We start from the raw sequence: 15,259 nt of genomic DNA, 5'->3' as shown, positions 1-15,259 counted from the left end.
TACAACTGACAACTGGGAGACGAGCGGACCATGGCCGCACACGAGCAACCGCAGATCCTTTGGACACCGACACCGGAGCGGGTGGCCGACAGCCGCATTCAGGACTACATGCACTGGCTGGCCCGGGAGAAGGGGCTGCAGTTCGACGACTACAACAGCCTGTGGCGGTGGTCCACGGAAGAGCTGGAGGATTTCTGGGCGTCCATCTGGGAGTACTTCGACGTGCGCCACTCGGCGCCGTGGGAGTGCGTGCTGGAGGAGCGGGTCATGCCGGGGGCGAACTGGTTCCCCGGCGCGCGCCTGAATCTGGCGGAGCAGATCTTCCGGGAGCAGGAGGCGGATGCGGATGCGCCGGCGATCCTGTTCCGCTCAGAGCTGCGTGGTCTGCAGACCCTGACCTGGCGCGAGCTGCGCGAGCAGGTGGCGTGCGTGGCCCACGCCCTGCGCGGGATGGGCGTGCAGCGCGGCGACCGTGTGGTGGCCTATCTGCCCAACATCCCGGAGACGGTGGTGGCCTTTTTCGCCTGTGCCAGCATCGGTGCCATCTGGTCCAGCTGCTCGCCGGACATGGGCACTCGCAGTGTGCTGGACCGCTTCCGGCAGATCGACCCCAAGGTGATGATTGCCGCCGACGGGTACCGGTACGGCGGCGAGGACTACGATCGCCTCGCCGTGGTGGAGCAGTTGCGCGCCGAGCTGCCCACTCTGGAGCACACGGTGCTGCTGCCCTATCTCAACGGTGACGCCGCGCTGCCACAGACCACGCCCTGGCGGGACCTGTTCGCGCCGCCGGGGGAGATGACGTTCGAGCAGGTGCCCTTCGACCACCCGCTCTGGGTGGTGTACTCCTCCGGCACCACCGGCCTGCCCAAGCCCATTGTCCACGGCCATGGTGGTGCCCTGCTGGAGACGCTCAAGGGCCACGGGCTGCAGCTCGACCTGGGGCCCCAGGACCGCTTCATGTGGTTCACCACCACCGGCTGGATCATGTGGAATCACCAGATCGGCGGGCTGCTGGTGGGCGCCACCATCTGCCTTTACGACGGCAACCCGGGGCATCCGGATCTCACCACGCTGTGGCGTTTCGCCGAAGAGACCGCCATGACGTTCTTCGGCGGCGGCGCGGCCTATTTCATCAACTGCCGCAAGGGCGGGGTGAAACCGGCCGAGGTGGCCGATCTGCGCCATCTCCGCGCGGTGGGATCAACGGGCTCACCGCTGCCGGAGGAGGGCTATCACTGGATCCATCAGGAGCTGGGTGACGTCTTCATCGCCGCCATCAGTGGCGGCACCGACGTGGCCGCCGCCTTCGTGGGCTCCTGCCCGGCGCTGCCCATCGTCGCCGGCGAGATGCAGTGCCGGGTGCTCGGCATTGCCGTGCATGCGGCCGACGACGCCGGCAACCTGCTCGACGACGAAGTGGGCGAGCTGGTGGTGACCGAGCCCATGCCCTCCATGCCCATCTACTTCTGGAACGACCCGGACGGCCAGCGCCTGCACGAAAGCTATTTCGAGATGTACCCCGGCTGGTGGCGCCACGGTGACTGGATCCGCATCACGCCGCGGGGTGGTGCCATCATCTACGGCCGCTCGGATACCACCATCAACCGCCACGGCATCCGCATGGGTACCGCCGAGATCTACCGCGTGGTGGAGGAGTTCCCGGAGGTGCTGGACAGCCTGGTGGTGGATCTGGAGTACCTGGGGCGGGAATCCTGGATGCCGTGCTTCGTAGTGCTCCGCGAGGGTGCAGCGCTGGACGGGGAGCTGGCCGCGTCCATCAAGCAGGCCATTCGCACCAAGCTCTCGGCGCGCCACGCCCCCAACGAGATCGTGGCGGTGGAGGAGATTCCGCGCACGCTCACCGGCAAGAAGATGGAGTTGCCCATCAAGAAGCTCCTGCTCGGCATGCCGTTGGACAAGGCGGCCAATCCGGACGCCATGGCCAACCCGCACAGCCTGGACTACTTCCAGGCCTTCGCCCGCCAGCGCGGCACGGCCGACGCGGATGCCTGAGCGATCCACCACACGCCACAGCTGATACGAGGTGACCCATGTCCCGTCAACACACAGGCGCTCGCGCCATCATCGCCGGCTCCGTTCTGGGGCTGGCTGCGGCCCAGCCGGTCGCGGCCCAGAGCCTCAACTTCGCCTCCGGCTACCCTGCCGACTCCATTACCGCCGAGGCCCTGGAGGTGTATGCCGACCGGTTGCAGGAGTATGCCGATGGCGCGCTGTCGGCACGGCTTTTCCATCTTTCCCTGTTGAACCTGGAGGAGACCAGCGGCGGGCTCCGGGACGGCATTGCCGATCTCGGCATCGTGCTCACGCCCTACTTTCCGGGCGAGTTCCCGCACATGAACATGATCGCCGAGCTCTCCATGCTGCTGGAGACCGAGGGCATGGATGCCGAGCATCCTGGCCCGGCCTTCGCCGGCGCCATGATGGAGTACGTCTTCTTCAACTGTTCGTCCTGCCGCGAGGACTTCCAGAGCCAGAATCAGGTCTTTCTCGGTGGTGCCTCGAGCCCGGAGTACGCGTTGTTGTGCACCACGCCGGTGACTGACGCCGAGGCGGTCGAAGGCAAGCGTCTGCGTGTCGGCGGCGCGCAGTGGGCGCGCTGGGCGGACGCCATGGGTGCCTCACCCGCGAGCATGTCCGTGAACGAGATCAACGAGGGGCTGAGTCAGGGCGTGGTGGACTGTTCGGTGCAGTCAGCGCCAGAGTTGTCCGTTTTCCAGCTGTTCGACGTGGTGGAAGACATTACGGTGGGCGCGCCGGGTGGTGTCTTCGCCGGAGTGGGGTCCAGCAACATCAACGCCGACACCTGGCGCGGGCTGGATGACCAGCAGCGGGAGGCGCTGCTGCGCGCGTCGGCGGTGCTGTCCGCCGAGTTCACGTGGCGGTATGAGAGCGAAGGGCTGGAGAACCTGGAGCGTGCCGAGGCGGAGGGCATCACCGTTCACGAAGCCGATGGGTCACTGATCGAGGCCACCCAGGCGTTCATCGGGCGCGACGTGGACCGCATCGCCGACAGCTACGCCGAAGACCACGGTGTGGCCGACAGTCACGACAGGGTGGAAGCGTTCCGGCCGATTCTCGAGCGCTGGGTGGAGCTGACCGCCGGTCTGGAGGACGCGGATGCGCTCGCGGAGCTGTACTGGAACGAGTTGCTCTCGGAGCTGGATCCGGCCGACTACGGTCTGTAGGAAGGTACCTGGCCGCCCGGGAGGAGTGCACCCGGGCGGCCAGGCTCGTGGCCGGTTTACAGCCGCTCGATGATGGTGACGTTGGCCATGCCGCCACCTTCGCACATGGTCTGCAGGCCGTAACGGCCCTGACGCTGCTTCAGGGCATGGAGCAGCGTGGTCATGAGCTTGGTGCCGGAGCTGCCCAGGGGGTGGCCCAGGGCAATGGCGCCGCCATTGATGTTCATCCGCTCCGGATCCGCACCGGTGGTGGACAGCCACGCCAGCGGCACCGGGGCGAAGGCCTCGTTGACCTCGAACGCGTCGATGTCGTCCGCCGACAGCCCCGCCTTCTTCAGGGCCCGCTCGGTCGCCGGCAGCGGCGCCTCCAGCATGATCACCGGGTCGTGGCCGATGACGCTCATGTGATGGATGCGGGCCAGCGGCTCAACGCCCATGGCTTTCAGGCCGCGTTCGCTAACGACCATGACGCCGCTGGCGCCGTCGCAGATCTGGCTGGCGTTGGCCGCGCTGATGTAGCCACCTTCCTGCAGGGTGGCGACACCGGCGATCCCCTCAAGCGAGGCGTCGAAGCGGATGCCTTCGTCCACCGTATGCATCTCGCCGTCGTCACCGCCCTCGGCGGAGCGGGCCGGCACCGGCAGGATCTCCTCCTCGAACCGGCCGTTGCGCGCCGCGTCCATGGCGCGCTGATGGCTCTGCAGCGAATAGCGGTCCAGATCCTCCTTCGAGTGGCCGTACTTCTTCGCGATCATCTCGGCGCCCATGAACTGGCTGAACTCCCCGACGCCGTCGTAGCGCTGATGGATGCCCGGGCTCATGTAGTGGCCCATGCCGGCCTTCTGGGGGAGCTTGATGGTGGAGAACATCGGCACCCGGCTCATGCTCTCGACGCCGCCGGCCACCACCACGTCCATGGAGCCGGACATCACCGCCTGAGCGGCGAAGTGAAGCGCCTGCTGGGAGGACCCGCACTGGCGGTCAATGGTGGTGCCCGGGACCGACTCCGGCAGCTTGGACGCGAGCACCGCGTTGCGTCCGACGTTCATGGCCTGTTCGCCCGCCTGACTGACGCAGCCGAGGATCACGTCCTCCACCAGCGCCGGATCGGCGCCGGACCGGTCCACAAGCCCGTTGATGACCTGCGCGGCCAGGTCCGCCGGATGCCAGCCCGACAGGCGTCCCCCTTTGCGGCCGCCGGCCGTGCGGGTTGCGGCAACGATATACGCTTCACTCATGATTCTGTCCTCCCCGTGGATTGGGTGATATAACCGCACGCGCCGTCACGGGGACAGCCGGAGCACGGTCAACACGCCAGGATTCTGATCGCTGTGCATGGATCGTGCGTCGTCGGAACAGACGAATCTCGCACTCCGGGCGCAGCGTCGACGTCGATAACTATGTTACAAAATGGACGGGAAGGTGTGTGATTGTGTGTTACGGGAAGGATGCGGCGGAGCCGTGAGCGGCTCCGCCGGGTCGGACTGTTGTGTCAGGCTTCGCGCGCCTCGCCGCGTGGGCTAATGGCGTCCAGCAGGCGGCCGGCGGCCGTGCGCAGGTAGCCGAAGCCGGCGCGGATGAGCGACGCCATGTAGCGGTTGCGCTCCAGGCGGGCCTGCTTTTCGAAAGCGGCGATGGTGGCGTGGCTCAGCACGAAATCGTTGTCGGTTCGTTGGTTGTCCATGACACCCCCGTTCTTGCCGGTTTATGTTGCGGTGCATGATAACGGGATCCCCGTCCACCATTCAGGGGTGTATGGGCATATTACTTTTGTCATCTGGTCACAAATCAATATGACTCGTGAGGAGAGGCGCGATGTGGGCAACACCCGTCCTACCGGATATCGCCCTGGAGCATCACTACGGCGATCGTGTGGTGCCCTGTTTTCGGGAGCGGCCCGGGAACCTCAACCGGCTGCTGCCTGAAGCCCTGGCCCGTGTACCCGACAACGACGCGCTGGTGCACGGTGACCGGCGCCTGAGTTACCGGGCGCTGGACGAGCAGGTGGGAAGGGTGGCTGCCGGTCTTGCCGCCTGTGGCGTCGGTGCCGGCGACCGGGTGGCGCTGATTCTCGGCAACCGCATTGAGTTCGTGGTGCTGGTGCTGGCCACCTGGCGCCTAGGCGCCGTCGCCGTGCCTCTGAATACGCGGGACAGCCGCTCCGGCTACGAGCACGCCCTGGGGGACTCCGGGGCGCTGGTGCTGGTGCATGAGCCCGACGTGCGCGAACGCCTGCCCGACAACAGGTCACTACCAGGTCTGCAGCACCGGGTCTGCGTCAGCGAGTTCGAACAGCTGCTGCAGCACGGTGAGCGCCGTGAGGCGGCGACGGTGGCGAAGGAAGATGTGGCAGCTATCCTCTATACCTCCGGCACCACCGGGCGACCCAAGGGCGCCATGCTCACCCATTTCGGCATTATTCATTCCCTGATGCACTTCACCGTCTGCATGGGGCTTGAGCCGGGCGAGCGCTCGCTGATCACGGTGCCGTTCAGCCACGTCACCGGGCTGGTGGCGCTCATGGGCACCTGCCTGCACGCGGCCGGGACGCTGATCATCCAGAGCGAGTTCAAGGCGCGCGCGTTCCTGGAACTGGCCGCCCGGGAGCGCATGACCCACACCGTGCTGGTGCCGGCCATGTACAACCTCTGCCTGCTGGATCCGGAGTTCGACCGCTTCGACCTCTCCGCATGGCGGATTGGCGGCTACGGCGGGGCGCCTATGCCGGCGGTCACCATCGGCAAGCTGGCGGAGCGGTTGCCGAACCTGCAGCTCATGAACGCCTACGGCGCCACCGAGACCAGTTCCCCGGTCACCATGATGCCGCCCGCCGAGACCGGCTCCCGCGGCGACAGCATCGGCGTGGCGCTGCCCTGCGCCCGGGTGGCTATCATGGACGACGATGGCCGCGAGGTGCCGCGGGGGCAGCCGGGCGAGCTCTGGGTAGCCGGCCCCATGGTGGTGCCGGGCTACTGGAACAACCCCGAGGCCACGGCCCGGGAGTTCACCGGCGGGTTCTGGCGTTCGGGTGATATCGGCTCCATGGACGCGGACGGCTTCGTGTATGTCTTCGACCGCAAGAAGGACATGATCAACCGCGGTGGCTACAAGGTCTTCACCACGGAGGTGGAGAACGTCATGCTGGCGTATCCCGGAGTGGCGGAGGTGGCCGTGATCGGAACGCCATGCCCGGTGCTGGGCGAACGCGTGCACGCGTTCGTGGTGTCAGCGGAGGGCGGCGTCGACGAGGCCGCCTTGCTGGATCATTGCGCCGCCGAACTTTCCGACTACAAGGTACCGGAGGGGGTGATTCTTCGGCAGGAGCCGCTGCCGCGGAATCCGAACGGCAAGGTGCTCAAGCGCGCGCTGCGCGACGCGTTCGCGGCGCAGCACGGCGATGGCGAGCCCGCGGGGTAATAGCGGCTGCAACATTCTTCAGGGGCAGGAGGCAAGTCTCATGGGGCAGAAGCATGCGGTCGGCGGCCTCTCCTTTCGCCAGAGCGTCGACCACATGGTCGACCACGCCATCGACATCATGGGCCTGGATGACGGACTCGGCGAGGCCATGAAGGCCTGTCATTCCGTCCTGCAGGTGTCGTTCCCGGTGCGGATCAACGGCCGGGCGGAGATGTTCACCGGCTGGCGTGCCACCCACAGCGATCACCGCCTGCCCGCCAAGGGCGGCATCCGCTACGCCACCCAGGTGGATCAGGACGAGGTGGAGGCGCTGGCGGCGCTCATGACCTACAAGTGCGCCATCGTCGATGTGCCGTTCGGCGGTTCCAAGGGTGGCCTGAAGATCGACCCGAGCCGTTACACCCGGGAGCAGCTCGAGGCGATCACGCGCCGGTTCGCCCGCGAGCTGATCGACAAGCAGTACCTCAGCCCCGCGCAGAACGTGCCGGCACCGGACCTGGGCACCGGCCCCCGTGAGATGGGCTGGATGGCCGACACCTATCGCCAGCTCTTCCCCAACGATATCAACTACCTGGGCTGCGTGACCGGCAAGCCCGTGGAACACGGGGGCGTGCGGGGGCGCAACGAGGCCACCGGCCGTGGCGTGCAGTACGCCCTGCGCGAGTTCTTCCGTAACGAGGAGGAGAGCAGTCGTGCGGGGCTCAAGGGGGATCTCTCCGGCAAGCGCGTGATCGTCCAGGGCCTTGGCAACGTGGGGTATCACGCCGCGTACTTCCTGAGCCGGGAGGATCACGCCCTGGTCACGGCGGTGATCGAGAGCGATGGCGCCGTGATCAACGAGGATGGCCTGGACATCGACGCCCTGGCGAATCACAAGCAGGCCCATGGCGGTGTCGAAGGGTTCAAGGGCGGCACCTTCGAGCCGGATGGCAGAAAGGTGCTGGAGCTGGACTGCGACATCCTGATCCCGGCAGCCCTGGAGGGCGTGATTACCACGGACAATGCGCCGAAGATCAAGGCCCGGCTGATCGCCGAGGCGGCCAACGGACCGGTGACCTTCGAGGCGGACGCCATGCTGCGGGAGCGCGGCGTGGAGATCATCCCCGATGCCTATTGCAACGCCGGGGGCGTGATCGTCTCCTACTTCGAGTGGATCCGGAACCTGGCCCACATCCGCTTCGGCCGGCTGGAGAAGCGCTTCCACGAGGCGCGCGGGCAGCACATCATCTCCGGTATCGAGATGGCGAGCGGCGGTCAGGTGCCGGACTGGATCCGGGATGAACTGGTGCGAGGTGCCGACGAGTTCGACCTGGTGCGCTCGGGACTGGACGACACCATGCGGCTCGCGTTCCGCGAGATCATGGACAAGCGCCGCAGTAACGACGATATCAGGGATTACCGTATGGCGGCCTACGTACTGGCCATCGAGAAGATCGCCCGCTCGTACCGCGACATCGGTTACTGAGGCCGTATCACTGCTCGGCGATGGGTTCGATGCGCTGGGCGTCGGTGGCGGCCACCAGATCGACGCAGCGCTGATCCTGGAACTGGAACACCGTCACCCGGTGGGGCTCGTCGTGGATGCAGAATCCCACATCGCCTGCCATCCAGACGGAGTAGGCAGGCACCACCTCGGCCAGGGTGCAGCGCCGCTGGCCGGCCAGGCGGGTGAGGGCGCTGGCGCCCTCGCTGAAGCTGGCCTCACGGACGCTGCTGGCATCCGGGGCATGGTTGATGCGGCCCTCGTGGGGCAGGCGGCAGAGCAGGTCCACTGCGTCGGGGTTGTTGTCCGGGCTGTCGTTGATCAGCACGCAGACATCGCTGGGTGTGAGCAGCAGATAGACCGGCCCGTGGTAGGCATGGCTCGCGGAGCGATACTGATTCACCGCGGCGCCGAACGTCCAGTTCGGCACCAGCACGCCGAAGTCCGGCGCAATGAAGCTGTTCAGCGCATAGAAGCGGCTGTCCATCGACGTCCTCATTAACGGGCCGGCGGAAAACGCTCCCGGTTACTTCGGCCCGAGCAGCAACCAGGCGATGAGGCCGATCACGGGCAGCAGCAGGAGGATCACGATCCACAGCGCCTTCACCACCGGCCCCGCGGGGCTCTGCGCCGTCCGGATGATGGCCCAGATGACGATGAACAGCCAGATCAGGCCGAGGATACCGCCGACTTCCAGTCCCATGGGTTGACTCCTTGCGTTGACGACCGGTCATCCTACTCGCATGTCGCGGCCAGCGCCCCCTGACGCCGGACGGGGACAGATCCTCCGCACGCCGCCCTGTACTTCGATAATGGCCGCTCCGGTGGCGGCGGTGCAAGTGCGGCGGCCACCCCTGTAGACTATGAAGCACTGATTCGTGCAACACAGGCATCGCCGGGATCCGCCCAATGAGCGTCGACACGATCACCATCAACCGGCAGCGGGGTATCTTCGAAGGCCAGGCCAGTTTCTGGCTGTTCGGTTACGGCTCACTGCTCTACAAGGCCGGCTTTCCCTACCTGGAGTACCGGCCCGCGACCATTCGCGGCTGGTCGCGCCGGTTCTGGCAGGGCTCCCACGATCACCGCGGCACGCCCGAAGCGCCGGGGCGGGTGGCCACACTGGTGGAGGAGCCGGGCGCGGTGTGCACGGGCATGGCCTACCGCATCACGCCGGAGGTGCTGGAGCCGCTGGACGTGCGCGAGAAGAATGGCTACCTGCGGTTTACCACCACGCTCATGTTTGCCGACGGTGATACGGCGCAGGGGCTGGTGTACATCGCCACGGAAGACAACGACGCCTTTCTCGGGCCCGCTCCCGCCATGGAGATGGCACGGCATATCGCCCAATCCTCGGGACCCAGCGGTCCGAACCGCGACTATCTGGTGGGGGTTGCCGCCGCGCTGGGGCGGCTCGGTGCCGAGGACGCCCATGTGGCCAACCTGATGCAGGCGCTGCAGGAGGTGGAAACAGGCTCTGAAACGAGACGGGCCGGACGGTCGCCCGCCCGGCCCGGTACCGTGTGAAACGGCCGCGGCTTACTCGGTCTGGCCGTTGCCCATGGCCGACTGCTCGTAGTTCTGCATGCCCAGGCGTTCCATGAGGTCGAGCTGGGTCTCCAGGAAGTCGTAGTGACCTTCCTCGTCGGCCAGCAGCTCACCGAACAGATCCCGGGTGGCGTAGTCCCTTACGGACTCGCAGTGGCCCATGGCCTCTCGATAAAGCGCAATGGCCTCGGACTCGGCTGCCAGGTCACACTCCATGATTTCCTTGACGTTGCCGCCGACGCGCACGGTATCCATATCCTGTACGTTGGGTGTACCGCCCAGGAACAGGATGCGCTCGATGCAGCGGTTGGCGTGCCCCATCTCTTCCTGGGTCTCCTGCTCCTGCTTGGCAGAGAGCTTGCTCAAACCCCAGTCTTCCAGCAGGCGTGCATTCAGCGTGTACTGGTGAACGGCCGTCAGTTCACTGCGCAGCGCGCGGTTGAGGTATTCGATGACTTTTTCGTCGCCCTTCATGCTGCCTCCTGATGATCCTCGGAACTTTGCGCCCGATTTTCCCTTTATTTGCCCGGATTGGCTAGTGCTCGCGGGCAATCGGTGCCCTGAGGGGCTTCAGCGTCGGCGCTCATGGGCGCCGCGGATCAGGCGCATGCGAACAATCGGGACAGCAGTGACTTTGGTTGGGATCGGGCGAGCAGCTCGCCGGCATGGCTGTCGGCGCGGGTGAAAATCGCATCCAGCTCCGTGGTGACGGCGTCACCGGCCTCCCGATCCTCGCGACTGAACGACGATCCGCGGCCGCGGACACCGGCGTCGAGCAGTGCATCGGCCCACAGACCGACGGCGCTGCGCGTCGCGGTCAAGTCCGGTGGCTGGTAGTGGCCCCGGGAAGGGGATACGGCAGTGAGCACTGGATGGACGGGAAGTCAGGCCGTTGCGGTGAGCTCGCCGCAGAGGTTGCGCTGGAAGGCGTCGATGATGGTGCCGCGGTCGATGCCGCAGTTGATCAGGTAGTGCAGTTTCGTGAATGCGGCTTCACGGGTCATGTCGGCGCCGGCGACGAGGCCGGCCTCCGCCAGTGGCGTGCTGGTGGCGTAGTGGCCGAGACGCACGCCGCCGTACTGGTTCTGGGAAACCGCGGCCACGACCACGCCGTGGCGGCTGGCCGCGTCGATGGCGGCCACGAAGCCCGCGTCTTCACCCGGGCCGATACCCGAGGGGTAAGTCTCCAGCAGCAGCGCCGCCACGCCGGTGTCCACCAAGCCGCGGATCACGTCACCGCTGATGCCGGGGTAGACCGCCAGCATCGCCGCTCGCGAGGCGCTGTCGGTCACCACGGGCAGCGATGCCTCCAACGTATCCAGGGTGCGCTGCCAGTGCAGTGTGTTGCCGTCGAACGTGGCCAGGGGGTCCGCGTTGGGCGAGGTGAAGGGCTGGCCCGGTGCACCGAAGCGCTTGCTGCTGCGATTGGCCTGCAGCAGCTCGCCGCCGAAGGCGAGGCCGGTGCCGGCAAAGCCGGAAGTGGCGGCGGCATGCAGCGCCGTCAGCAGGTTCTCCCGGGCATCGCTGGTGGCTTCGCCCAGAGGGGCGCGGGCGCCGGTGACCACCACCGGGCGGCCCACGTCGGCCAGCAGGAATGACAGGGCTGAGCCGGTGAACGCGAGGGTGTCGGTGCCGTGAATGACCACGAAACCGGCGCAGTGCACCGCATTGCGGCGGATCGTTTCGGCCAGTGCGTGCCAGAACGCCGGCGTGACATCGGCGCTGTTGATGGCCGGGCCCGTCCCTGGATCGAGCCAGCGCAGCGGCGGGTGATTGCTGCCGGCGAGAGCCGCCTGGGCCCGCTCCGGCAGGTCCGACGAGGGCGTGTAACCCCGGTCCGACGGCACCATGCCAAAGGTGCCCCCGGTGTAGAGAACGCCGACGGGCAGGGAATCGCTGTCAGGTGTGGTCTGCATCATGTCCGGGGCCGGTGTCCGTTGCGGGGTCGCCGGTGACGGGGCAGGGCGCGTGCCAGCGGTCCTGGTAGACCAGGCCGGCCAGTTCGCGCCGCGTGTCCCAGCCTTCCTGCTCCAGCATGGGGGCGTCGTAGAACGCTTCCACGTGGCCGAGGCAGAGGATGGCCACGGGGTGGCCGCCCTCCGGGATGCCCAGTAGTTCGCGCAGGGCGTCCGGGTCGAACAGGGAGACCCAGCCCATGCCGAGCCCCTCGGCGCGGGCGGCGAGCCAGAGGTTCTGGATGCCGCACGCCACCGAGGCGAGATCCATTTCCGGCAGGGTGCGGCGGCCGAAGACGTACTGCTCGCGGTCCGGCATGAGCGAGACCACCAGCACTTCCCCGGCGTCGCGGATCCCCTCCACCTTCAGGCGCATGAACTCGGCGCCGCGCTCGCCCAGGGCGTCGGCGGTGGCAACGCGCTCCCGCTCCACCAGGGCGTGGAGGCGCTCGCGCAGTGCGTGATCCGCGATACGGATGAACCGCCAGGGCTGCATGTAGCCGACGCTGGGCGCCCTGTGGGCGGCCGTCAGCAGGCGCGCAAGGGTATCCGCGTCCACCGGGTCGGGGCGGAAGTGCCGCATGTCCCGGCGCGAATGGATGGCGCGGTAGACGGCCTCGATCTCCGGTGCCGTGAAAGCGTGATCGGGCCGGGGTCTCTGGCCTCTGGAGGTGGAATCCTGCATGGGGGTCAGCCTATCACAGAGGGGGTGACAAGACGCTTGCCGGCAGGCACCTTGCATCCTGTCTACACTGCGCGAATGCACGGCCACCGTGGTTTTACGGGGTGCCGTGGCTGAGCCGAAGCGGGGCATTCCCGCGACTGTCCGCACCAAACGGGTGCGAATCCGACAAGACCAACAAACGGAGTGGCACATGGAACTGGTAACCGAACTCCTGGAAGGGATCAGCGGCTTTGTATGGGGGCCGGTCATGCTGGTGCTGTTGCTGGGCACCGGCCTCTATCTGACCATCGGTCTGCGCGGCATGCCCATTCGCCGCATCGGCTACGGGTTCCGGCAGATGATGCTGGGCCGTCGGGCCGCAGAGAAGGACAAGGGTGAGATCACGCCGTTTCAGGCGCTGGCGACGGCGCTCTCCGCCACCATCGGCACCGGCAACATCGCCGGCGTCGCGACGGCCATCGCGCTGGGTGGCCCGGGGGCGGTGTTCTGGATGTGGATGACCGCCCTGGTGGGCATGGCCACCAAGTACGCCGAGGCGGTGCTGGCGGTGAAATACCGCGAGGTGGACGAGGAGGGCCGGTATGTGGGCGGCCCCATGTACTACATCAAGAACGGGCTTGGTGCCAAATGGGCGTGGCTCGGCGGGGTCTTCGCCGCATTCGCCATGATCGCGGCCTTCGGTATCGGCAACACCGTCCAGTCCAATGCCGTGGCCGACGTGATTCAGTCGAACATGGCCATTCCGCACTGGGTCACCGGGCTGGTGCTCTCGGTGCTGGTGTTCATGGTGATCATCGGCGGCATCCGGCGCATCGCCAAGGTGGCCGAGAAGCTGGTGCCGCTCATGGCGCTGGTCTACATCGTCGGGGCGACGGTTGTGATTCTGCTCAATCTGGTGGACGTGCCCGCGGCCCTGATGCAGATCGTCGTGGACGCCTTCACCGGCACGGCGGCAACCGGCGGCTTTGCGGGCGCGGCTGTGTGGGCGGCCATCCGCTTCGGTGTCGCCCGCGGCATCTTCTCCAACGAGGCGGGGCTGGGGTCCGCGCCCATCGCCCACGCGGCGGCCCGCACCAGCAACCCGGTGCGCCAGGGCTCCGTGGCCATGCTGGGCACGTTCATCGACACCATCATTGTCTGCACCATGACGGCACTGGTGATCGTGCTCACGGGTGTCTGGGAAACCGGCGCTACGGGAGCGGCAATGACGTCGGAGGCGTTCGGCGAGGGCGTCGCGGGCGGCCAGTGGGTGGTGACCTTCGGCCTGATCCTGTTCGCCTTCACCACCATTGTTGCCTGGAGCTACTACGGTGAGCGCTGCGCCGAATACCTCTTCGGTGTGCGGGTAATCCTGCCGTATCGCTACCTCTGGGTGATCCTGCTGTTCGTCGGCGCGGTGGCCAACCTGAATCTGGTCTGGCTCATCGCCGACGTGCTCAACGCACTCATGGCCATTCCCAACCTGATCGCGCTGCTGGCGCTGTCCGGAACGGTATTCGCCGTGACCCGCGAGTACTTCGCCAAGGGGGGCGAGGCAGAGCGGACCTGAGGGTGAAACGGGCAGGGGCCGTCCCGGTTGGGATGGCCCCTGCCGCGCCGTCAGTCGTCCAGGCTGGCAAAGACCTGCCGCATGGTCTCCGGCGTGAACTGCATGGTGTCCACGCCCGGTGACTGCCAGTGCCGGAAGGGCTGACCGTCGAGTCGCTTGACCAGCTCCCGGCTGTCGTAGATTTCCAGGCCGTACACCCAGTTCGCCATGATCAGGATCGCGGCCATGTGGGCGCCCTCGTTGGAGGTGGCGCAGATGTCCTTCACCAGGTGCAGCTGGTAGTCGCGGAAGTAGCCGTCGAAGACCGAGGTCATCAGGCAGCCGTCGGTGACCAGCCCGCCGATGATGACGTGCTCCACCCCCAGGCTGCGCAGCACCAGATCGAGACTGGTGGCGTAGAAACTGCTCCAGCGGTGTTTGTCGATGACGATGTCGCCGGGCTCCGGGGCGATGGCGTCGAAGACCTCGATGGCGTCGCTGTCGCCGGCGTACAGCACCGGGCGGCCGGCGTCATCCAGTGGCTCACCCCGTGACAGCCCCACGCCGTCGGCGCGGTTCACCTGGCGCGTGTAGATCACGGGGATGCCCGCACGCCGGCAGCCGTCGATGAGGGTGCGGCTGTTCTCGACCACGGAATCCAGTGCGTCGATGCCGAATTGGCTCTCTTCTTGCAAGTCGATCAGGACCAGCGCGGTGTTATCTGCTTGCATCACGTGTCTCCCGGGGCCGCGGGGCAGGAATGGATCGGGGCGGGAGTCTACCCTTTCATGCAGCCGTTGTGGATGGCCGGAACAGCTTGCAAATGAGAATCATTACTATTACTGTGGTCCTCATCAGGCGGAAACTCCGCTACACGCCGAGGGAGGTAAGCGCGATGAGCCTGGAGAGCATCGAACAGAGGCAGGCAAGGATCGTGCGCCACGTTCTCGGCATGGAGACCTGGGCGGACCGGTATCAATTCATCATGGAGCAGGGCGACGGGATTCCGCGATTACCCGCCTGCTGGCGCACTTCGGCGCATCGCGTCCCCGACTGTGCTTCACGGGTGTGGGTGCGTGGCAGCGGCGATGCGGGGCGGCTGGGTTTTCTGGGGGCCAGCGACTGCCCCATGGACGCCGGGCTGCTCGGCCTGGTGTTTCACCTGTTCTCCGGCGAGGCGGCCGACGACATCATCGCCACGCCGCCGCGGTTCATCGAAGAGATGGGGCTGCCGGGGCGGATGAGCGCGCAACGCATCCGCGGGGCCTACGCCATGGTGCATCACGTGCGCCATATCGCTATCCGTCACCTGCTCGGTCAGCGGCCGGTTGCCGCGGTCACCGACTCCATGCGGACGCCGTCTCGGCTGGCGGGATGATTGCCATCGCCGTCCGGGTTGCGCATTCTGTGCAGCGTCCCGGTCGTCGGTGGAGT

The 15,259-nt window shown here is 66.8% G+C and carries 16 protein-coding genes; 7 read left to right on the top strand and 9 right to left on the bottom strand.

All coding sequences use genetic code 11. The features are described 5' to 3' along the window. Positions 1–30 precede the first annotated feature (30 nt). Together ACNSTU_RS07950 and ACNSTU_RS07945 are read left to right on the top strand one after the other, a co-directional pair. Positions 31–2,016: an acetoacetate--CoA ligase gene (locus ACNSTU_RS07950; RefSeq protein WP_290631840.1), complete on the top strand. Its 1,986-nt coding sequence runs from the start codon at positions 31–33 to the stop codon at positions 2,014–2,016. 38 nt (positions 2,017–2,054) lie between these two features. Further along, entirely contained in the window at positions 2,055–3,209 is a 1,155-nt protein-coding gene (locus ACNSTU_RS07945) for a C4-dicarboxylate TRAP transporter substrate-binding protein (protein ID WP_290631842.1), read from the top strand. Positions 3,210–3,265: 56 nt separating this feature from the next. Here the strand turns inward: ACNSTU_RS07945 and ACNSTU_RS07940 are convergent, their stop codons facing one another. After that, positions 3,266–4,447: an acetyl-CoA C-acetyltransferase gene (locus tag ACNSTU_RS07940; protein WP_290631844.1), complete on the bottom strand. Its 1,182-nt coding sequence runs from the start codon at positions 4,445–4,447 to the stop codon at positions 3,266–3,268. A 254-nt stretch (positions 4,448–4,701) separates the two neighbouring features. Continuing rightward, on the bottom strand, positions 4,702–4,893 hold the full coding sequence (locus ACNSTU_RS07935) for a hypothetical protein (protein ID WP_290631846.1): 192 nt from the start codon (positions 4,891–4,893) through the stop codon (positions 4,702–4,704). 131 nt (positions 4,894–5,024) lie between these two features. Here ACNSTU_RS07935 and ACNSTU_RS07930 point away from each other — a divergent pair, with 131 nt between their 5' ends. Next, positions 5,025–6,626, top strand: coding sequence for a class I adenylate-forming enzyme family protein (locus tag ACNSTU_RS07930; protein WP_290636808.1), 1,602 nt, complete (start codon positions 5,025–5,027; stop codon positions 6,624–6,626). Between the two features lie 40 nt (positions 6,627–6,666). Continuing rightward, positions 6,667–8,091 carry a Glu/Leu/Phe/Val family dehydrogenase gene (locus tag ACNSTU_RS07925; protein WP_418212226.1) on the top strand — a complete coding sequence of 475 codons (1,425 nt, stop codon included), beginning with the start codon at positions 6,667–6,669 and terminating at the stop codon, positions 8,089–8,091. Between the two features lie 7 nt (positions 8,092–8,098). On the opposite strand, the gene ACNSTU_RS07920 is transcribed toward ACNSTU_RS07925, so the two are convergent. Beyond that, positions 8,099–8,596 carry a hypothetical protein gene (locus ACNSTU_RS07920; protein ID WP_290635578.1) on the bottom strand — a complete coding sequence of 166 codons (498 nt, stop codon included), beginning with the start codon at positions 8,594–8,596 and terminating at the stop codon, positions 8,099–8,101. Between the two features lie 39 nt (positions 8,597–8,635). Then, positions 8,636–8,812 (bottom strand): PLDc N-terminal domain-containing protein, encoded by a 177-nt coding sequence (locus ACNSTU_RS07915; protein ID WP_290635576.1) that lies wholly within the window; start codon positions 8,810–8,812, stop codon positions 8,636–8,638. Between the two features lie 206 nt (positions 8,813–9,018). Between ACNSTU_RS07915 and ACNSTU_RS07910 the strand changes: the two genes are divergently transcribed. Beyond that, positions 9,019–9,636, top strand: coding sequence for a gamma-glutamylcyclotransferase (locus tag ACNSTU_RS07910; protein ID WP_290635574.1), 618 nt, complete (start codon positions 9,019–9,021; stop codon positions 9,634–9,636). Positions 9,637–9,648: 12 nt separating this feature from the next. Here ACNSTU_RS07910 and bfr read toward each other — a convergent pair whose 3' ends face one another. The 4 genes from bfr to bluB all read right to left on the bottom strand — a co-directional run bounded on the left by bfr (position 9,649) and on the right by bluB (position 12,297). Continuing rightward, complete coding sequence (bfr, locus tag ACNSTU_RS07905) at positions 9,649–10,131, bottom strand: bacterioferritin (RefSeq protein ID WP_290635571.1); 483 nt, start codon at positions 10,129–10,131, stop codon at positions 9,649–9,651. A 125-nt stretch (positions 10,132–10,256) separates the two neighbouring features. Further along, positions 10,257–10,478 (bottom strand): hypothetical protein, encoded by a 222-nt coding sequence (locus ACNSTU_RS07900; RefSeq protein WP_290635569.1) that lies wholly within the window; start codon positions 10,476–10,478, stop codon positions 10,257–10,259. A gap of 63 nt (positions 10,479–10,541) precedes the next feature. Further along, the gene (locus ACNSTU_RS07895) at positions 10,542–11,576 is read right to left on the bottom strand and encodes an asparaginase (RefSeq protein ID WP_290635567.1); all 1,035 of its coding nucleotides are present in this window, start codon (positions 11,574–11,576) and stop codon (positions 10,542–10,544) included. After that, positions 11,557–12,297, bottom strand: coding sequence for a 5,6-dimethylbenzimidazole synthase (bluB, locus tag ACNSTU_RS07890; RefSeq protein WP_290635584.1), 741 nt, complete (start codon positions 12,295–12,297; stop codon positions 11,557–11,559). Before bluB ends, ACNSTU_RS07895 begins: the two co-directional genes overlap by 20 nt. Positions 12,298–12,487: 190 nt before the next feature. On the opposite strand from bluB, the gene ACNSTU_RS07885 reads away from it, so the two are divergent. Then, positions 12,488–13,846: an alanine/glycine:cation symporter family protein gene (locus tag ACNSTU_RS07885; protein ID WP_290636771.1), complete on the top strand. Its 1,359-nt coding sequence runs from the start codon at positions 12,488–12,490 to the stop codon at positions 13,844–13,846. Between the two features lie 50 nt (positions 13,847–13,896). On the opposite strand, the gene ACNSTU_RS07880 is transcribed toward ACNSTU_RS07885, so the two are convergent. Then, positions 13,897–14,556 carry a cysteine hydrolase family protein gene (locus ACNSTU_RS07880; protein WP_290632623.1) on the bottom strand — a complete coding sequence of 220 codons (660 nt, stop codon included), beginning with the start codon at positions 14,554–14,556 and terminating at the stop codon, positions 13,897–13,899. Between the two features lie 164 nt (positions 14,557–14,720). Between ACNSTU_RS07880 and ACNSTU_RS07875 the strand changes: the two genes are divergently transcribed. Next, complete coding sequence (locus tag ACNSTU_RS07875) at positions 14,721–15,203, top strand: SufE family protein (RefSeq protein ID WP_290632621.1); 483 nt, start codon at positions 14,721–14,723, stop codon at positions 15,201–15,203. Positions 15,204–15,259 lie beyond the last annotated feature (56 nt).

Origin of the sequence: Aquisalimonas sp. APHAB1-3, from assembly GCF_048323695.1 — a bacterium.
GTDB lineage: Bacteria > Pseudomonadota > Gammaproteobacteria > Nitrococcales > Aquisalimonadaceae > Aquisalimonas.
The sequence above is the reverse complement of the archived record's forward strand: the minus strand, read 5'-3'. Positions and strand labels throughout refer to the sequence as shown.